This is a genomic window from Micromonospora sp. 4G55 (assembly GCF_016803375.1).
On sequence record NZ_JAEVHN010000003.1, the window covers coordinates 1 to 19356 of the forward strand.

Consider the following 19356-nt stretch of genomic DNA (forward strand, 5'->3'; position numbering starts at 1 on the left):
CCCGAACCCCGACCCTCCTCAGAGACGGGGCGGTTCAGTTGCAGCGAGATGAGCTCCGCGCTCCGCCGTCGGACTCCAGCCCGGCGAAGACCGATCGCTTGAACTACCGAACCTGTCGAAGTCTCTGCATAGGCCGATGGCCGGAAGGCTCACCGGAATCCGTACTTCATGCTGGCCCGGTCGGCGATCACACGAGCACCTCTCATCTGCATCTGCGCGAACTGCTCGCTCACCCCGTACGCGGACGCCACCTGGGTGTTGCTCCACTTCGAGTACGCGGCCTTCCGCGCGGCCTCCTGGGGCACCAAGAGCTCACCTGCCATGAACCCGGCCTGCTTCTCCTGAGCCTTGTCGAACTGGCGCTTGTGGTCCTCCCCCAAGATCACCGAGTCGAACGAGTGCTCCAGCAGGTGATGCCCCATCTCGTGGGCGATGCTCGACCGTCGCCGAACCAGGGCGTGCCCGTCGTTCTCTACGATCACGCGAGCGGTGCCCAGTGGCACCAGGGCCGCGGACCAACTCCCGCTCCTCGCTGCGTAGAAGTGGGTGTGCCCCTCGGTGCTGAGGTTCCAGTCAAGCAGTTCAGTAAGTGTGTAGACGCGGATGCCATGCGCGTCCGCCAGTTCGTACGGGTCGAGCTGATCAAATGACCCGAGACCGAGGGCCTCGCGCTCCTCGCAGGCCACCTCGCACATGAGCTTCTGGGTCCATCGCACAGCACTAACTCCGCGGCTCGCGCTCCGCCCGGAACCGACGCGCGGCGGCTCCGATGACCTCCTCCAGGTACGCCACATCGCTGGCGTTCAGGTCCTTTCGCGCTCGCAGCAGCGGGACCATCTGAGCGACTAGGTCGGGCTCCTCGGGCGATGGCCCTCGGGTGCCGACGTAGAAGTTCTCCGCTGGCATCCGTAACCACGTTGTCATCGCCGCGAACGCCGTGACGTCCGGCTTCAACCCGTTCGCCATCCTGGAGATCGTCGACGCGCTCACGCCGATCTCTTTCGCCAGCTGTCGCCAGGACAGCTCCTGCTGTTGCCGCGCTGCATCCAGCGCAGCGTAGAGCGACCTGACGTCCACGCTCAACTGATCACTCACACCTGCCTCGCCTCTCGTGCATCGCTCGACTTGTCGCTCATGTGTGGTAGCGTACCTCGTGCTCGAAGTTTCGAGCACCGACCCACTTGTAGTGCAGTGGGTCGACCTTCAGACGTGCGTTGAAAGGACCACCATGAACCCGAACGACCATGGCAAGAAGCCGGTCACCATCATCGTGAACACCCGCTCGGTCGAGTGGGCCGAAAAGGAGATCACCTACGAGCAGGCGTACGACCTCGCGTACCCCGGTCAGCTGCTCGGCGACGGGGACACCGCCACGGTCGAGTACTCCCGTGGTGCTGGCGGCCACGGCGGCGGGTCGCTGACCGCCGGCCACGGCGTGCACGTCAAGGAGGGGATGGTCTTCGATGTCTACCGCACCACTCGTTCGTGACCCGTCGATGAGCCGGCTGCTGGATGACGGGTACAACCTCGTCATCCAGGGCGGCCACCTGATCGTCCGTAGGATGCCGTACGTCACCTCCGCTGGCGTGGTGGCGTACGGGTCTCTGGCGTACCCGGTCACCGTGAGCGGCGACCGGATCAACGACGACACCGGAGACCACAGGATCTGGTTCATCGGCGAGCAGCCGTGCGACGAACACGGCCGAGCGTTGCCGGCCGTGTCACCGCAGGGCCGCGCGATCACCGAGGAACTCGCCGCCAGCTTCATGATCTCCAGCAAGCCGCCCACCGGGTACACCGACCAGCACGCGAAAGTCACCTCCTACGCGCGGATCTTGTCGCATCCCGCCCAGGCGATCGACCCCACCGTCACCCCGACGCCGGGGGCCAGGTGGGACGAGATCGAGGACGGTCTGCCATTCGTCTACCGCGACACCGCCTCATCCCGGGCCGGGCTGGCAGCGCTCAACTGCAAGTTCCGCGGCCAAAAGATCGCCATCGTCGGGCTGGGAGGCACCGGCAGTTACATCCTCGACCAGGTCGCGAAGACGTGGGTGGACGCCATCGAGTTGATCGACGGCGACTTCCTCGACAACCACAACGCCTTCCGTGCCCCCGGCGCCGCCGACGTCGAAGAACTTCGTCGCCGGCCGAACAAGGCGGAGTACTACGCCGAGCTGTACTCGCACATGCACACCGGCATCACCCCACACCCCGTGTACCTCGACCAGGACAACCTCTCGCTCCTCGACGGCTGCACATTCGCGTTCCTCGCCGCGGCGGACGCCACGACCCTGCCCGCGATCATGGCCTGGCTGACCGAGCGTCAGATCCCATACATCGACGTCGGCATGGGCGTCGAAGAGGTCGACGGGCACCTCTCCGGCCTGCTGCGCATGACGACGCACTTCCCCGAGCGCGCCGCAGGACCCGCACCCGCGCCAGCCCTCGCCGGCGGCCGCGTGGACGAATACGACCGCAACATCCAAGCCGCTGACTTGAACGCCTTCAACGCCATCCTCGCCGTCATCGCCTGGAAGAAGTACCTCGGCTACTACGCCGACCACACCCAGGCCGTCGAGACGCTGTACAAGCTGTTCACCGGAGAGATCCGCAATAGGGCGACCGAGTGACCAAAGTATCGAGGCTCGCTCCGGAGTTCATCGACACCTTCCCGACGCAACTCGACCCGGGGGTGCTGTACGTATCCGCCAAGTACTCCACCGCTGCGCACCTGTGCTGCTGCGGTTGCCGCGAAGAGGTGATCACGCCCCTGTCTCCGGCGCAGTGGGTGCTGACGTTCGACGGTACCGTCTCGCTGCAGCCCTCAGTCGGCAACTGGAGCCTGCCATGCCGCTCCCACTACATCATCGACGGCGGCCGAGTCCGGTGGTCACGGCCCTTCACCAATAAGGAGATCAAACTCAATCGTCAGGGCGACCGCCAAGAGCTCAACGCAGCGCGAGCTCATACCCCTAGCTGGCTACGGCGCATAGTCCATCGCATCAAACCTTGGAAGCGCTAGCAAGATCCACCTCGCCCGTGATGGCCTGGGTCGGGCCCTGGCGATCGTGCTCTCCAGGGGCAACGTCAACGACTTCATCCGCTTCACCCAGGTCATGGCAGCCTTGCGGGTCGAGCGGTCGGGGCCCGGCCGGCATCGGGTCCGGCCGGACCATGTCACCACCGGCAAGGGCTACAGCTCGAAGGCCATCCGGGCGGACCTGCGCCGGCGAGGCATCGGGCACACGATCCCTGAGCGAGCGGACCAGTAGGCCAACCGCCATCCGCGCGGCAGCCGAGGCGGCTGGCCACCGGTGTTCGACAAGCAGCTCTACAAGCGGCGCAACGTCGTTGAACGCTGCTTCAGCCGGCTCCTCACCACCTCTCTTGCCCTGGCCTTTGGCCTTGTCCGAGGGACCGGCCGCTAACTTTCTTGGCCTTCTTGCGCTTGGCCTTCACGGCGTCGCTCACGGCCCTGGGCGATGGCGCGATCCGCCCCCGAGGTGGTGTGCTGGTAGAGCATGGCCGCTTGGGGCGAGTCGTGACCCATCTGGGCCATCAGTTCTTGGGTGCTCGCGCCCGTCCGCGCCGCGCTGGAGTTAGCCGTCTGCCGCAGATCCACGAGATGCAGAGTGGGCTCGGCGCAACCGGCGGGCCCACGTTGCGGGTCGACTTCGCACCGCAAGAGTGTCGAGCCTTCGCCGGACGCGGGCTGGCCGCCCGGCGGTCCAGCCGTCGCTCGCACATCGACCGCACACCACCAACCGAAGCCGTCAGAGTGTCTTGCGGACGCGACCGAGGCGCCGCTTCGAGGTCCGCTGCCCGGATTCGCCGGTAGGTCGTGACGGCTTCCACCGCGGCCAGCACCCGCGCGCTGAGGGTGTCTGCGCGTCCGCAGCCGAGTCTTGCGACGGTGTCCTCTTGCGGTCGGTGTGGCAGCGAATCTCGCCGCCAAATTTTGCGGCGTCGAGGACGAGACGTGCGGTGGCCTCAGCGGCTTGGCGCTGGGTGTCAGGTAGGACGATGGTGTAGGTGTCGGCGGTCAAATGGATGGTGGCGTGTCCGAGCTGGTCCTGCACAGTTTTGAGGTCGGCGCCGGCGGCGTGGGCGAGGGTCGCGGCTCCGTGTCGCAGGTCGTGCAGCCGAATGGGTGGTAGTCCGGCCCGGCCGACCAGCAGCCGCAGACGCTGGGTGAGGTAGCCGGGATGAATTGGTAGCCCGTCGGGGCTCGTGAACACGTAGCCACTGTTGTGGCCCACCTTCCCGACGTCGGTCCGCGCTTGGCGCCGCTCGCGCTGGCGCTCGCGGTGCTGGCGCAGCACCCGCACGGTGTGCTGGTCCAGCGCGACGCTCCGGCGGCTGGCCTGTGACTTGGGCGGTCCTTCGTGCACGTCGTAGCCGGCGGTCGTGCGCTGCCGTACGACCGACAACTGGCCGGTGTGCAGGTCGACCTCGGTCCAGCGCAGACCTGCGGCTTCACCGCGGCGGAGCCCGCGTAGAGCGATCAGCCACCATAGGGCGAACAGGCTGTCGTCGTGGACGTAGTCGAGGAAGCTGGCCAGCTGCGTCGGCGTCCAGACGGCGATGGTCGGGCGCTCGCCGCTGGCCTTCCACTCGGCGACGCGGGCCTCGGTCCACACCTGGGCCTGGGGACGGGGCGCGCGGGTAGTTCCAGGTGGCGGGCCGGATTGGTAACGAGCAGGCCCTCGCGGACGGCGCCGGTCAGCGCTGCCCGCAGCGTCGTGTGGACGTGCTGCAAGGTGCACGGGCTCTGCAGTTGCCCGGACCGGTTGCGGGTGGCTGCGAACTGGGCGAACGCCGCGGCGAGCTGCCGTGCGCTCAGGTCACCGAGGATCAGATGGCCGATGTGCGGGATGAGGAACCGCTCGATGTCGTGGGTGTAGTGCATTCGTGTCGTCGGCCGGATTCGGGTCCTCGTCGATAGCCAGTACCGCAACCAGCGGGCGACCGTCCAGGACCGGCCGGCCTGCTCCTCACGGGACAACGCCAGCAATTCGTCCCGCGCCCGACGGGCCGCTGCCTGCGACGAGTAGCCGCCCCGGCGCACCCGCTCGGCCTAGCCGAGCAGGTTCCTCGTTGAGCAGTGGAAGTACCAGCTGCCGTGCTCACGTTCCGACAGCCGCGGACAGGAGCTGCCCCGCCGTCGGCCCGTCGCCGGGTCCGTGCACCTGCACCGCTTCACGATGGTGCCCTCACTGTTCATGATCTCTCCTTGACCTGGTGAGGCCTCATCGGGGAATGAGGTGAAACGTGGCAACGCCCGTTGATGGTCCGGGATTCTCCGATTGCCTTGCCCTCAGAAGCTCAGGCAAATGTGTCAGCTCCTGAAAGCTGATCATGGGCTGGTCGGGGACAATTTTAGAACGATTGTACGACTCCGGTAATTGTCAGACGGGGCTGGCATCATCAAGCGCGAATCGACAGCGCGCCGATGGGATGCTGCATGAGATGCGACTGCGGGCGAGCCACAACGTTCGACGCTGAACGATGCCTTGGCGGATCGCTCGCCTGCCTGGGTGGGCCACACCGTCGGCCGCGGCGGCCTTCCTGGCGGCCCATATTTCAAGCTGACCGCGTCCGGTGAGCGACATCGTCGGCGAGCTCGCCCGCGTCGCTGGCGCATTCGACCAGCCGACCCTCACACTCCTGTACAGAGGCCACGCGAAAGTGGTGATCGCGATGCTGCGCAGCGCGTTCACTCGGGACAACCGCACCATCTCGGCCGCTCGACTCCACGCGCAGGTCGACACCTACCTTGATCAACTGCGGATCGATGGTTTCACCGATCTCCCGTCCGGATCGGGTCGTGATCTGTGCCTGCGGTGGATGCGGGGGCAGTGGCTCGTCCGCAGCGTCGCAGACGATGGCGCCGAGGTCTACACGCTGACCAGTCACGCCCAAGACGCTCTCAACCTCGTCACGAACCTGACGCGGGAACGCGCCAGCCTCAGTGAGCACCGGATCGCCACGATCGTCAACGCGGTGCGGCGGTTCAACACCGAGGTCAACCCGGACCGCGGCGCTCGGGTGGACATTCTCAACAGCGAGATCGCTCGGCTGACCCGCGAGCGTGACCGTCTCCTCCAAGGCGCGGACCTGACCCGCCCGTCGGCCGACTACATGCTCGAGGGGTACGGCGAACTGCTTCAGCTGGTGGCAGCGCTGCCAAGCGACTTCGCCCGCGTACAGGAGGCGTTCACCGCGCTGCGCACGCAGATCCTGGGTTCGTTTCGCGCAGAGGACCGCCACGCCGGCGAGGTGATCGATGACTACCTGCGGCGCACCGACTCGCTGATGACCGCCACCGCCGAGGGTCGGGCATTCGAGGGCGCCTTCACCCTGCTCCGGGACGACGAGTTGCTCCTGCAACTGCGCGAGGACCTCTCGGCGCTGCTGAGCCATCCCATGGCAGAGGACATCCTCAACGACGTCGACCGCCGCGATCTGCGCGGAACTGTCGGGCTGATCCGGCGCGGCATCGACGCGGTGCTCGCCCAACGCAATCGCGTCACCGCCACGCTGCGCGAGTACATCCAGACCCACAACACCGTCCGAGACCGCGAACTGGACAACACCCTGCGCCAACTCGACGCCGAACTCGCCCGATGGATGACCTCGGCCGGGCCACGCACGACCGTCGCGCTGCCGCTGCTCCCCGCCCGCTTAGACGTGCACCATCTCCGCGAACGATTCCACAACCCAGACGACGACGCCGGGCCACCGCCACTGCGGGACGTCACCACGCAACGCCCCGACGGGCTCACCCTGGCGGACCTGCTGGCGCAGGGCGGCCCGTCGCTTGACCAACTCCGCGCCGCCGTTCACGAGGCCCTCGCCTCGGACGAGCCCCTGGCGTCCCTGGGGCGGCTGTTCGACGCGCTGGACGCGCCGCTACGCCGGCCCGTCGAGATCTTCGGTCTGCTTCACCTGACCACGAACATGGACGACTTCGTTCGCGACAAGGAGCACACCGAGGTGTACCGAACGCTGCGGCCGGACGGCACCCGACGCGACTTGGCGGTCCCGGTGATTACACCAGGCCCGCAGAGCCCAGACTCGCCTGTCACGTTTGCAGAAGAACCCCGGGGCCGAGCGCCCAGATTGGAGCCGGCATGAGCGTCGACGAGACATCCTCGACCGGTGCAGCCGCGGACATCCCCATCGGCTGGGACGACCCGGAGCGGGAGTTGACCAGCAGCGTCTCGCTCTTCGAAGGCGATGAAGGCGGACTCGAGCTGTCGCAACGCCGCGTGCTGGTCGCTCTGCTCAAGCAGCGGTTCATCACCGCGCAGAGCCACCCCAAGGAATGGAAGACGCTCACGGCGAACCCACGGCTGATTCGCTCTCGGCTCAACGACCTGTTCCTCAATCTCCACCTGGACGCCGACCGCGAGGTCGCCTACAAACGGCCGGTAGTGCCCGAAGGCGGCGGCAGGTTCCCCACCCTGCTCCATGACACCGCGTGGAGCCGCGAGGAGACCATCCTGCTGGTGTACCTGCGCACCCGCAGCCGCTCGGAAGAGGCCGCCGGCACCTCCCGCACCTATGTCGACCGGCAAGACATCCTCGAGCACATCGCGTCGCTTCGCCCGGCGCACGCCACTGATCATGCCGCCGACGGGCGACGCGCCGCCAAGGCCATCGAAAGCCTCAACCGAGCCGGACTGCTGATCGGCGCGAGTATCAGCGACCGGTTCGAGGTCAGCCCCGCCATCGACGTCGTGCTGCCCCTCGAGCGCCTGCAGGACCTACTGCGCTGGCTCAAGGCACAGCCGGCCGGCACAACGAGCGCCAATGGCGTCGCCAGCCCGGTCGACGGCAGCAGCGAGGCGGAAGCCATCGACGCCAGCACCGAGCACCTCTCTACCGACGAGGACGCACCGTGACGATCAGCGACCACAACCAGCCCGCGCTGCTGCCCCCGCCCGAGTCGCCCTGGCCCCGTGTGACCACGCCGCCGGAACCGCTGTTTTCTATCGCTGGCGCCACTGCTAGCACCCTGCAGTGGAAGGCGGAGGCGTTCCAGCTGGTGAATTGGGGAGGGTTTGAAGGCCGGGTGCGCTTCGACTTCCACAGCGGCGCGACGCTGATATCCGGAGCGTCGGGGACGGGAAAGAGCACGCTGCTCGACGCGTACATCGCCCTGATGATGCCGTCGGATACGCCGTTCAACGGCGCCTCAAACGACGCCGTCGCCGGGCGCGCCCGCAGCGCCGAGCAGCGCAACCTGCTGTCTTACTTGCGCGGCCAGACCGACACGACCGCCGACGACCACGGCCGTGAACGCCCCAAGGTGCTTCGAGGAGCCGGGCGACCAACCTGGGGCGCGGTGGCCATGACGTTCATCGACGACCACGGCCGCCGCTTCACCGCGCTGCGGATCTACCACGTCTCGTCGCGCGCGACCCAAGCCGGCGACATCACCATGCGGATGGCTACCTACGAGGGCCACCTGGACCTGGCCGATCTCGCCGAGCACGCAAGCTCGCTGTTCGCGCCGAAGTCGCTCAAGACCGCGTTCCCGGGACTGCTGACGCACGACAGCTACGCCTCCTTCGCCGCTCGCCTGCACACCCGGCTGGGCATCGGCGCGAACGGCGACGGCGCGAAGGCGCTGCGACTGTTGGTACGGATCCAGTCCGGGCACCAGATCCGCACCGTCGATGAGCTGTACAAGGACATGGTCCTGGAGCGGCCCGCGACTTACGAGGCAGCCGACCGGGCAATCGGCCACTTCGACGACCTCGAGGACGCCCACGCCGCGATGCGCAAAGAGCAGCAGAAGGCTGAACTGCTCGGCCCGATCACCCAGAAGCACGCCGACATCACCGCGGCGCAGGCGACGATCGAGCAGATTGACACATTCGGCGTCACGGCCGCCGGCGACACCCCTATCGTGCTGTGGCGATTGCGACGGGAAGCCGCCCTGCTGGACAGCGTGATCACCGCCAACCAGGAAAAGCAGAAGACGAACGGGATCGACCTGACGTCTGCGATTGAGCGCGAGCAGTCGCTGGAGGGGGAACTCGTCGCGACTGTGGCCGCCCATCAGGACGCGGGCGGAGGTGAGCTGGAGAATCTCGCTCAGCAGGCCATGCAGCAACGCCAGCGCCGCGACGAACGGCTGGCGCGGCGCGCGGCGCTCACCGAACGCACCGTCGAACTGGCCGTGCCGCTCGACGACAGGGACACCTTCGCCCAGCTGCAGGCGACCGCCGCAGCGTTCCTCGCCACCGGCGATACCGCCGAGAAGGCGCTACGAGACCGCCGCGAGGAGCTACGCGGCTTGGAGTTCCCACTGCTGGAGAACCGCAGGAAGCTGACCGAAGAGCGCGCCTCGCTGGCCGGCCGCGCCGGGCGCGTTCCGAAGCACCTCGACGACCTGCGCCACGACGTCGCCCGAGCATCGCGCATACAAGCCAGCGAACTGCCATTCCTGGCCGAGCTCATCGACATCGCACCTGACCAGGGGCGGTGGCGCACAGCCGTAGAGACGGTCTTAGGAGCCAGCGCCCGGTTGCTGCTCGTACCCCGCGACCGTCTGGAAATGTTCTCCGCGGCCATCGACCCACTGCGCCTGCGCGGCCGGCTGACCTTCGAAGGGGTGCCGCTCGGCCTTGACGGCCACGCCGACACCAACCCGGACAGAATCGCCGGGAAACTCGTGTTCAAGCCATCTTCCTTCACCGGCTGGGTACAGCGGCACGTGTCCGACCCGGCCCGCAACGCCCTTTGCCTAGAGGACCCCGATCAGCTGGGCGGACCCGGGTACCGAGTAACGATCGCTGGCCAAACCCGTCTCGGCACGCGAGGCACCCACGGGCGCAACGAGCAGCCGAACATCATCGGCTTCAGCAATGAGGACACCCTCGCCGACATCGACCGCGAACTGCGCGACATCGAGGCGAACCTCGACACAATTGATCACCAGCGACAAACGATCGACAGCGAATGGACGACGCTGAACGCCCGCCGCAGCGCCTACGAGGCGATCCGGGCCGTCACCTGGGACGACATTGACGTGGCCAGTGTCGAGGCGGCCATCGACAAGCTGGACCGCGCCCGCCAAGCAATCCTTGACGCAGACGACAATCTGCAGCAACTACAGGGACGCATCGACCAACTGAAAGAGGAACTGGAGGGCGCCCGCGCACGCCGATTCGAGCTCAAGCAGAAGGAAACCAACCTTCGCCTGCAGGCGTCGTCGCTCAACACGCAACACACCGGGGTGCAGGGTGACCTGCACCGGATCAACCTTGAGAAACGGGTGGTGCTCACCGACGAGCAGACAGCCGCACTCGACCGGCACTTCACCGCAGCGGTCGCCCCAGCGGACCCCAGTGACCTCGACCAGTTCCCGACGAACCTGAGTCGGCTACGGCAGCGGCTGTCAGCCACCGCGCAGTCCGCTGACACGCAATTGCGCAACGCGGAGGCTGAGCTGGAGCGGATCTTCGCCGCGTACCAGTTGAAGTTCGAGGACCCGAACCTCGGGCGGACCGCAGCGTCATACCAGGACTACGCCACGATCCTGGACAGCATTCTCAGCACCGGGCTGCACGAGCGCCAACAGGAGTGGCGCAAGCGACTGATGAAGTGGAGCGGTGAAGACCTGGTTCCGCTCGCCGGGGCCATGGAATCCTCGATCGAGGACATCGAGGAACGCCTCGAACCCATCAACGGCATCCTGCGTGGTCTGCCGTTCGGCGCCAACCGCGACCGGCTGCGCATCAAGCTCCGACGCCTGACTCCCGATGCCGTCGTCCAGTTCCGCCGCCAGCTGCGAGTCCTGTCTTCCGGCGCGACGCGAGAACTGCCCGAACACCAAATGGAACAGCGCTTCCACGATCTGCAGCAGTTCATGGGCCGTATCCGCCGCCGCAACGACCCACGCGCCGTCGCCGACCTCAGCGACCGCGACCGGCTGCTCGACGTCCGCCGACACGTCGACATCACCGCCGAGCGCTACGACACCACCGGACAACTGCTCAGCACCCACTCCTCCCTCGGCGGTAAGAGCGGCGGCGAAAGCCAGGAACTGGTCGCGTTCATCGTCGGCGCGGCGCTCCGATTCCGGCTCGGCGACGAACTCCGCGAACGGCCACGGTTCGCACCAGTCTTCCTCGACGAAGGCTTCGTCAAATCCGACGCCGAGTTCGCCGGCCGCGCCGTACAGGCATGGAAAGGCCTGGGCTTCCAGCTGATCATCGGAGCGCCACTGGACAAGGTGACAGCACTGGAACCGCACATGGACGAATTACTAGCCATCACCAAGAACACGAGCACGCACTACTCCTTCGTCAGCCGCATCAGCGACGCCACACATCACCCCGTGAGCAGCCCGTCGGCCATACCCAACGCGCGCCCCCCATGAACGGATCCGATCTCATGGCACAGCACCCCACACCCGACGGCGGAGCAACGCCACGATGAAGACGATCGAGCAAGTCCTGACCGACATCGAGCGACGACTCAGCAACACCTGGGCTAGCTACATCACCGACACCCTCGGGATCACCTTGCCCCCTGCCGCAGCAGCGGACGACGGAGCGGTGCCCACGACGCCGGCGCCCTCCGAGCAGCCGGGCCCGCGGGCAGCCTCCTGGCCGCATGACTTCCCGCTGGGACAACCCACCTCGCCAAACCTCGCCAAAGACTTCGCTACCGCGGCAACCTGGGCCGCCTCATGGCGCTCATGGAGCGCGGCGCACGACACGCCACTGCGCACCCGCACCCGTCGCGTCCACAACACCGACCAGGAACTCCCCACGCACCTCGTCGTCACCGATCCCGACCATGCAGCCCGACTATGCGCACGGCACTGGCCGCAACGGCTAGAACGAGCACGCCAACGAGCCAACCTGCTCACCGACCGCTTCCCCCACCTCGCCGAAGCGGGACCGCTCGCCGCGACGATCACCGCAGTCGACGAGCTGAGCGAGACGGACTTCGAGCTGCTCTGCCGAGCTGGAACATGGTTCGCCGAGCACGACGCAACTGGCCTCACCCCCAGACAGGTGCCGATCGAAGGGCTGCACGCCAAGTGGCTCAACCACCGGCTCGAACTGGTACGCCGCCTATCGGCCCGAGAACGACTTGAGACTCCTGCCACCACATCCACCACGAGTGCACTTCACCTACCTCGACCCCGCCCACCTCGCCGCAGGCGGACGCCGGCATGACTCCGTCACCATCGGCGATCGGGCGCTACCGGAGTACCAGCCACGAGTCGTCATCATCTCCGAGAACAAGGACACCGCCATCCACTTCCCCGCGCTCGACGGCGCCGTCAGCGTCGAGGGCGTCGGCCGCGGAGGTAGGACGATCGCCGCCCTACCTTGGGTGACCGGCGCCGAACACATCCTTTACTGGGGCGACATGGACGCCGACGGCCTAGAGATTCTCAACGAGTTCCGCGCCGCCGGCGTACCCGCAGGATCGCTCTTCATGGACCTGACCGCCTACACGCGATGGGAGCGATTCGGCACCAACAGCGATGCGCGGGGCCGGCCTCTGCAGGCCCGCAGGCCGCGACTGGTGCCGTTCCTGACCGACGCCGAAGAGGCCCTCTACCAATGCCTTACCGCCGAGACGTGGACCCGACACCGACGCGTAGAGCAAGAGCGGGTTCCACTCGATGCGGCGGCATCGGCCGTGCGGCGCCTCGTTAGCCAAACCCACGGGCCGACGTGGCCCCTTCCCTGAGCCCGAGGGCCTGACGGTCTCACGTCACCGACTCACGTGCGAACGCGCGGCCAGCGACGGCGACCGGATGGCTGTTGGGGCTTGACAAATCCGGCTCGTTTCAGCCACCAGGCATTTTGAACATCGGCACCCAGTGCGCTTCACGTAGAATGGGGATGTCGTCGGAAGGGGTTAGGGTGCCCGAGAGTCGCTACAAGTTCTTGTACGAGCGTCTTGGAGACCACGACTTCCAACTCCTTGTCAACGCTCTCCTCACAGCCCGTTTCGAAAACTTTGCGCCACTGCCTCTACGCCAAGCTGACGGTGGCCGGGACGGGATGCTGCGTGACGCTCCAGAGAAAGTGCTTGTTTACCAGGTGAAGTGGTCAGTCGACGGGCGGCGGAAGGACCCGGTCGGCTGGCTCGACGCAACCGTTCGTCGGGAGGAAGACAACCTTCGCCGGCTGGCCGGGGATGGTGTGCGGCGATACACGTTGGTGACGAACGTACCGAGCACCGGGAAGCCGGGCACCGGAACGTTCGACCAACTCAACTCCAAACTTGACCGGCACGCTAGGGCGTTCGGGCTCGAACAGATGAGTTGCTTCTGGCGTGAGGCGGTCGACGGGATGGTTGACAACGCCTCAACTGAGATCAAGTGGCAATACGCCGACATGCTCGCCGGCTGGGATCTCATCCGCTACCTCATCAGCGAGGAGGCCGTCGGACGCAAGGATAGCGGCCTGCGCGCACTGGTCCGGAAAGTCGCCGCGGCTCAGTGGGATGACGACGAACGCGTTAAGTTCAGTCAGGTAGACATCGACCGCGAAAAGGTTGCGGACCTGTTCATCGATGTCGGTGCCGGTCGCCTTCGCGCAAACGGCCCTGGTGACGCTGCCCACCCTCCCTTTGAAGCGGTCGGCGGCGCTGCCGCTCATCTCTTGCGCACCGCCAGTACCTGCACGCTCGTGCGAGGCGCACCAGGTCAGGGCAAATCGACGCTATCGCAGTATGTGTCACAGGTGCAGCGTGCCGCCTTTCTGCCGACGCATCAACAACCCGCAGATTTACCGAAGGTCCCGAACCCCCTCTTCCCGATACGTTTTGATCTAAGCGACTACTCGCGATGGCTATCGGGAATCGATGTCTGGGACGGGGGCGGAGAGCAAGCGCCGAAGAGGTCTCGGAAACGACCAGCAGCGGCGTCGACAATTGAGTGCTTCCTCGCCGAGTTGATGACGCACGCCAGCGGCGGCCTTCCGGTCTTGCCGAAAGATGTGCAAGAGATCTTCGAACGTGTCCCAAGCATGATTGTCCTGGACGGGCTAGACGAAGTCGGACGACCGAGAACCCGCAAGGCGGTCGTAGAAGCGATCAACCAGTTCTGTCGCCGCAACAAGGCGTACCGAGACGTGCCGAAGGTCGTCGTCACCACACGTCCCAGCACTAACGAGCTGCCAGAGCCGGCGAGCGACCTTTTTGAGGTGCTTGTGTTGAGGCCGCTAGAGCCAAGACAGCGCGATGAATACCTGCAGAAGTGGTGCGCGGTCCGTGGTATCCATGGCAGCGAGGGCCGGGCTCTGCGAAAGAACTTCAGGGCCAAGAGTGCCGAGCCCTACATTGGGGAACTTGCCGGAAATCCGATGCAGTTGACGATCCTCCTGGATCTCCTCCACAAGCATGGGGAAGCGACTCCCACGCAACGAACTGAACTATACGACTCGTATGTCGATCTGCTGCTAGCTCGCGAAGCAAATAAGCATCCGGAGTCCGTGCGGAAGCACCAGAAGGAGCTGCGGGAGATCGTACCCTTCCTCGGCTGGTATCTTCAGTCTCGGAGCGAAGAGGACAGCGTAAACACGCGGATGTCTGTCGCCGACCTAAAAGCCGCCATCCGCCACTTCCAGTTCACCTATGGCAAACCCTTATCCGTCGTGGATGAGATGTTCGAAGCGACAAGTGATCGGCTCTGGGCACTAACGAGCAAGGCCGAGGGAACCTATGAATTCGAAGTGCTATCCCTTCGCGAGTATTTCGCCGCCCGATTCTTGTACCGCTACGCCGGTGAGGACACCAGGGCCTTCGACAGGAACAAAGTATTCCGAGAGCTACTGAGGCGTCCCTATTGGCTCAATACTGCGCGTTTCTATGGCGGTAACGCCGAAGGTGGAGACGTCTATATCCTCGCCGAGGGCATTCACGAAGAGATCGTCGACCACAACACCCCTGCATCGATCGTGGCAGCGTGGACCCTGCTGACCGACGGCGTGTTCGCGAGCCGACCGCGCCAAGCCCGGAAAGTGCTCAGCACTCTATGCAGCGATCAGAATATCGCTGTCCTCCTTGAGGCCCTGGACCGCAGGGAGATTATCCCACTCCCAGAGCTTCCCCAACTTCCTGCTGTGGACGGCCCGGACCCGACTTGGACAAGGTTGACCGAGCAATTGACCGCCCATCCGACTCACCCCACCACCCCTCAGCGCGTACGGGCGCTTCGGCAGCTGCTTAATCAGCGTGCGGAGTTCACAGGATGGTGGACCCAACAGATGCAGGCCGTCATCAAGAGCCCAGTCGAGGCCTCCTGGCTGGAAATGGCTGCTCGGTGTGAGGGAGCCGCTGGCATCGAGCTCGACCTCGACGGCATCGACCTGTCCCGCCCGCTCGTCGCTCAATTCCTACTCGACACCGGCCTCGTGCCGCCACCTGGAAGCAAGTTCGAAGCCGACCTGATCCAAGCTGTGCTCGATGGTCTATGTCCGAACGTCAGCTCCATTCGATCGGTGCCTGCGCAGATTGCGGTCGCTTTCGGAACGGAATACTTCATCCGGGCGACGGAGGCGGGTTTCGGCGGAGAGGACAATTATGTAGATCCCCGACGGCGCCAAGAGGCAATCTCCTCTCTACGGCGATCTGGTTCGCCCTTCGCTGCTGTTGCCTCGCTCCGTCGGTTTAGGGCAGGGGAGAAAGGCAGTACTTTCCCCTGGTCAAACACCGCAACGGCACTGTATGAGCAGGTTGGACGCTGTTGGCTGTCGTCGCAGATCGCTATCATCGGCGCCGCATCGCCGTACAAGCTAGCCTTCACTCGCCTGCCAGGAACTACGCCGTTCGGTCCGAATGGCCATCCCGCGACTTTGCTCGCCGAAACTCGGATCAAGGCCGATGACCGGCGGTGGTGGCTCCACCAGCTTGAGGGAATCACAGACCCAGCTGGCCAGGATTGGGGCGGGTCGATGAAATTCGACCTGGCCCGTGCGGAATGGGCTCTTGCGCTCTGGTGCGTCGCGACAGAACCGGTGGTATCCAATCTCCTTGCCGAGTGGCAATCTGTGTTTGAGACGCTGCCCGAGGTTCGGCGTCGTGGGGTCCTGGATGCTGCGCTTCGTATGGGTGCCCACGGATGGCTCGAACCGCTCTCGGCTCACGGGGACCTAGCTCCTGAAACGGTACGCAATCTGGTCTTGTCCCGAAACCCTCACAGTCGCCGGTCCCTTCACCCGAGCTATAGGACGGACAGGCCCGCACACGCAACGCCAACGCCGCTCCTGACTGTTGCGCGCTCCGACAAGTGGCTCAAGGTAGATGCAGTCAGCATCTACCGATGACTGCGGCTTAGCTTGATTTTTAACCTGTGCGGCGTGGACGGGGATTGATGGGTTTCGTCTTCTTTGCAGCTGGTGTCTTGGCGTTCGTGGTGGTCGCGGTGTAGACGTCGTAGCGCGGGGTGGCTTAGCTTGATCTTTAACCTCCGAGGGTCCTGTGGGGACCCTGACCGATGACGGAAACAGCCCTTGGTTGATGATCTTCTTGTCTAGGGAAGAGCATCAATAACCAAGGGCTGTTCTGGTGACCAGTGTGCATGACCGTGGTCCGGCTGGTGCCGTCGGGGAGTTGACGGGGTTCCGGCGAGAGTTCTACGACTGTATGACCGCTCGGGCTGACGCGTTGTTCGACCTGGCGGACGCGGTGTTGTGCGCCGACGGGCCGGTCCGGTCGTTGGTGGAGTTGTCGCTGGTGGGTGAGCACCGTCGGGGTCACGGGGCGTTGTATGACGCCCTCGCCTGTGGGCGGCTGGACATCGATCGGCTGCGCACCGCCCTCGCCGGGGTGCCGTTGCCGCGGGCGGCTGACGGCCGTCTCGTTTTGGCGGTCGACATCACCTGCTGGCTGCGGCCGGACGCGCACACCTCACCGCAGCGGATCCTGTGTCACACCTATGGGCGCGGCAAGGATCAGACGATCATGATCCCGGGCTGGCCGTATTCGATGGTGGTGGCCCTGGAATCGGGCCGAAGTTCGTGGACCGCGCCGTTGGACGCGGTGCGGCTGGCGCCTGGTGATGACGCGGCGACGGTCACTGCTGGGCAGCTGCGAGACATCGTGGGGCGGCTGATCGCGGCCGGGCAGTGGCAGGCCGGGGACTTGGAGATCCTGGTCGTGGCCGACGCCGGCTACGACGCGCCCCGACTTGCGTTCCTCCTGCGTGATCTGCCCGTGTAGGTCCTCGCGCGGATGCGCTCAGACCGGGTACTACGCCGGGCAGTGCCGCCTCGGCAGGCCGGGACGATCGGCCGACCGCGCCGGCACGGCGGCGAGTTCGTCTTCGGCGATCCGGCCACGTGGGGTGAGCCAGATGCTGCCACCGTTGCCGATACCCGTCTCTACGGCACGGCGTGGGCTCGAGCCTGGGACCGGTTGCACCCACGGTTGACCCACCGATCCGCCTGGACCGCTGCGGCGAAGGTGCTGCCGGTCATCGAGGGAACCGTCATCCGTTTGGAAGTCGACCATCTACCCAGCGGCGCGACCCCGAAGCCGGTCTGGCTGTGGTGGTCCGGCGTCGACGCCACCAGCGCTGATGTCGACCGGCTCTGGCAGACGTTCCTGCGCCGCTTCGACATCGAACACACATTCCGCCTGTTCAAACAGACCCTCGGCTGGACCTGCCCGAAGATCCGCACGCCACAGGCCGCCGACCTGTGGACCTGGCTGATCCTCGCCGCCTACACCCAGCTCCGTCTGGCCCGCGCCCTCGCCACCGACCTGCGTCGCCCCTGGGAGAAACCCGCACCACCGCAGCGTCTGTCACCCGCCCGCGTCCGCCGCGGGTTTCGGCACCTCCGCGCGAAAGCCGGCTGCCCGGCCGGTGCACCCAAACCCTCCCGGCCAGGACCAGGGCGGCCACCCGGCCGCCGCAACAACCACCCCACCCCGCGCTACGACGTCCACACCGCCACCACCACGAACGCCAAGACACCGACTGCAAAGAAGACGAAGCCCGTCAATCCCCGTCCACGCCGCACAGGTTAAAGATCAAGCTTAGGGCCTGTGTCAAAGTCCGCCCGCGCGGAGCTTGCCACGCTCGCCAGCTATCACCTGGTCGCGGCGAAGACTCAGCTGCTGACCCGCTCCGAGTTCGGCGGGCGCGGGAGCAACACCGAGCCGCAGCAGATCCTCCGGCAGATGACGAAGTCCGAGGGCGGGCTCCGCCAGCTGTGCCAGGTCGTGCTCGACGGCCGGGCCGGTCGTGATCCGCAGGAGCTGCCCGACGGGGCCATGCCGAAGAACAAGCGCTTCCTGCGGGCCGAACGGCTCACCGCCGGCCGGCTGCGGGAGCTTGCGCAGATCTCCGACGAGCAGAGCGTCACGCACGAGAGCCCCGAGGACCTGTTCGCCGCCGCGATCGCGGACTTCCGTAAGCACCTCGAGGAGTTGCACGCCGCGGCGATCGTAGTGAACGAGGTCGTCGACAACGAGGGCGTGGCGTTAGTCGACGCCAAGGGCTACGACGATCCCGAGATGAAGCGTACGTTCACCGAGGTCTCCGAGTTCGTCTCCGAGTGGCGGGCCGCGCGTCGCCGTGCCACTCGGATGCGGGCTGATCTGGACAACAGCGGGGACGAGGAGTGACCCCCCCGAGGGCGGGCACTGAGTCCGGAGGCGTATGACACCGCTTGTGACCTCGCCGGAGCGGCCCTCCTGCGACGGGTTCCGGCAGCTGCGACGCTGCTGCAGATCGTCGAGGAGAAGCTGTGGTCGGAGTTCGTGATCGCCGTCTACATCGCGGCCGACTCGAACAACGCCGTCCGATATGTCGGGAGCGCGGTGCGGTCAGCGCTGGCCGGCGTGGACGACCGTATCCAGGAACATGCACGGACCGGCCGGGCCGCACGCTGGACCCGGCTGATGGTGGTGCCCCTGATCCCGGACACCGATGCGAGTCTCGTGCGCCGGATCGAAGGACGCGTCGGCGCGGTGCTGCAGCCGGTGGACACGATACGGCTGCCGGTCTTCCGCAGGGGCACAAGACCGGCGGGCTTCAGCACACCCCGTTAACGCAACGTGCGGGTGATTGGCCTCGTCCTTGGACGAGGCCGTCCACCCCGCCAAGCCGGAGCTCCTCGGCGGTCGGACGGCTGACCGAGGCGGATGGTCTGGCGAGGCTTCATCCGGTGGCGCCGATTCGTACGTATGGGCGAGTGTCGCGCCTCTTCTTCAGTTCACTGAGCGTTACGGTGTCGACCCGGACGCTCAGACCACGGCGAATGATCACATGGAGCGAGTGCTTTGACGTCAGCAACGGCATCAACGGGGAGTGGTCGGGCGGCATCGCCGGCGGGCACGAAGCACGGACCCGCACGGTTCTGG

Annotated in this window: 16 protein-coding genes and 1 pseudogene; 13 read left to right on the plus strand and 4 right to left on the minus strand. The window is 66.0% G+C overall.

The annotated features are described in order from the left end of the window. Positions 1–149: 149 nt before the first annotated feature. A complete protein-coding gene (locus tag JNW89_RS00535; protein ID WP_238447150.1) occupies positions 150–716 on the minus strand; it encodes an ImmA/IrrE family metallo-endopeptidase in 567 nt (188 codons plus the stop codon). Between the two features lie 4 nt (positions 717–720). Further along, the gene (locus tag JNW89_RS00540; protein WP_238447189.1) at positions 721–1077 is read right to left on the minus strand and encodes a helix-turn-helix domain-containing protein; all 357 of its coding nucleotides are present in this window, start codon (positions 1075–1077) and stop codon (positions 721–723) included. Between the two features lie 151 nt (positions 1078–1228). Here JNW89_RS00540 and JNW89_RS00545 point away from each other — a divergent pair, with 151 nt between their 5' ends. From JNW89_RS00545 to JNW89_RS00560, 4 genes are read left to right on the plus strand one after another with little or no spacing between them, the layout of a single operon-like run. After that, entirely contained in the window at positions 1229–1489 is a 261-nt protein-coding gene (locus JNW89_RS00545; RefSeq protein WP_238447151.1) for a multiubiquitin domain-containing protein, read from the plus strand. After that, positions 1464–2633 carry a ThiF family adenylyltransferase gene (locus JNW89_RS00550; RefSeq protein ID WP_238447152.1) on the plus strand — a complete coding sequence of 390 codons (1170 nt, stop codon included), beginning with the start codon at positions 1464–1466 and terminating at the stop codon, positions 2631–2633. The genes JNW89_RS00545 and JNW89_RS00550 overlap by 26 nt, the downstream gene beginning before the upstream one ends. Then, positions 2630–3025, plus strand: coding sequence for a DUF6527 family protein (locus tag JNW89_RS00555; protein WP_238447153.1), 396 nt, complete (start codon positions 2630–2632; stop codon positions 3023–3025). Before JNW89_RS00550 ends, JNW89_RS00555 begins: the two co-directional genes overlap by 4 nt. A gap of 4 nt (positions 3026–3029) precedes the next feature. Beyond that, positions 3030–3275, plus strand: coding sequence for a hypothetical protein (locus JNW89_RS00560; protein ID WP_375155023.1), 246 nt, complete (start codon positions 3030–3032; stop codon positions 3273–3275). A gap of 501 nt (positions 3276–3776) precedes the next feature. Here JNW89_RS00560 and JNW89_RS00565 read toward each other — a convergent pair. Then, positions 3777–4643: a site-specific integrase gene (locus JNW89_RS00565; protein WP_238447155.1), complete on the minus strand. Its 867-nt coding sequence runs from the start codon at positions 4641–4643 to the stop codon at positions 3777–3779. Positions 4644–5080: 437 nt separating this feature from the next. Next, a complete protein-coding gene (locus JNW89_RS00570; protein WP_238447156.1) occupies positions 5081–5227 on the minus strand; it encodes a hypothetical protein in 147 nt (48 codons plus the stop codon). A gap of 377 nt (positions 5228–5604) precedes the next feature. Between JNW89_RS00570 and JNW89_RS00575 the strand changes: the two genes are divergently transcribed. From JNW89_RS00575 to JNW89_RS00620, 9 genes and pseudogenes are all read left to right on the plus strand, one after another. Then, complete coding sequence (locus JNW89_RS00575) at positions 5605–7140, plus strand: DUF3375 domain-containing protein (RefSeq protein ID WP_238447157.1); 1536 nt, start codon at positions 5605–5607, stop codon at positions 7138–7140. Then, complete coding sequence (locus tag JNW89_RS00580; protein WP_238447158.1) at positions 7137–7910, plus strand: DUF4194 domain-containing protein; 774 nt, start codon at positions 7137–7139, stop codon at positions 7908–7910. Before JNW89_RS00575 ends, JNW89_RS00580 begins: the two co-directional genes overlap by 4 nt. Next, a complete protein-coding gene (locus JNW89_RS00585) occupies positions 7907–11398 on the plus strand; it encodes an SbcC/MukB-like Walker B domain-containing protein (protein ID WP_238447159.1) in 3492 nt (1163 codons plus the stop codon). Before JNW89_RS00580 ends, JNW89_RS00585 begins: the two co-directional genes overlap by 4 nt. Before the next feature lie 55 nt (positions 11399–11453). Beyond that, positions 11454–12206, plus strand: a complete 753-nt coding sequence (locus tag JNW89_RS00590) for a DUF3322 domain-containing protein (protein WP_238447160.1) — start codon at positions 11454–11456, stop codon at positions 12204–12206. Beyond that, positions 12151–12729 carry a Wadjet anti-phage system protein JetD domain-containing protein gene (locus tag JNW89_RS00595; protein WP_238447161.1) on the plus strand — a complete coding sequence of 193 codons (579 nt, stop codon included), beginning with the start codon at positions 12151–12153 and terminating at the stop codon, positions 12727–12729. Before JNW89_RS00590 ends, JNW89_RS00595 begins: the two co-directional genes overlap by 56 nt. Before the next feature lie 317 nt (positions 12730–13046). Beyond that, positions 13047–16313, plus strand: coding sequence for an NACHT domain-containing NTPase (locus JNW89_RS00600; protein ID WP_238447162.1), 3267 nt, complete (start codon positions 13047–13049; stop codon positions 16311–16313). Positions 16314–16554: 241 nt separating this feature from the next. Then, positions 16555–18018, plus strand: a pseudogene (locus JNW89_RS37255) (NF041680 family putative transposase). Positions 18019–18036: 18 nt separating this feature from the next. Next, positions 18037–18618, plus strand: a complete 582-nt coding sequence (locus tag JNW89_RS00615; protein ID WP_238447165.1) for a hypothetical protein — start codon at positions 18037–18039, stop codon at positions 18616–18618. A 135-nt stretch (positions 18619–18753) separates the two neighbouring features. Next, a complete protein-coding gene (locus tag JNW89_RS00620) occupies positions 18754–19044 on the plus strand; it encodes a hypothetical protein (protein WP_238447166.1) in 291 nt (96 codons plus the stop codon). Positions 19045–19356 lie beyond the last annotated feature (312 nt).

Coding starts and splice junctions, on each gene's coding strand:
- JNW89_RS00545 (WP_238447151.1), top strand. CDS start 1,229: ATGAACCCGAACGACCATGGCAAGAAGCCGGTCACCATCATCGTGAAC.
- JNW89_RS00550 (WP_238447152.1), top strand. CDS start 1,464: ATGTCTACCGCACCACTCGTTCGTGACCCGTCGATGAGCCGGCTGCTG.
- JNW89_RS00570 (WP_238447156.1), bottom strand. CDS start 5,227: ATGAACAGTGAGGGCACCATCGTGAAGCGGTGCAGGTGCACGGACCCG.
- JNW89_RS00580 (WP_238447158.1), top strand. CDS start 7,137: ATGAGCGTCGACGAGACATCCTCGACCGGTGCAGCCGCGGACATCCCC.
- JNW89_RS00590 (WP_238447160.1), top strand. CDS start 11,454: ATGAAGACGATCGAGCAAGTCCTGACCGACATCGAGCGACGACTCAGC.
- JNW89_RS00600 (WP_238447162.1), top strand. CDS start 13,047: ATGCTGCGTGACGCTCCAGAGAAAGTGCTTGTTTACCAGGTGAAGTGG.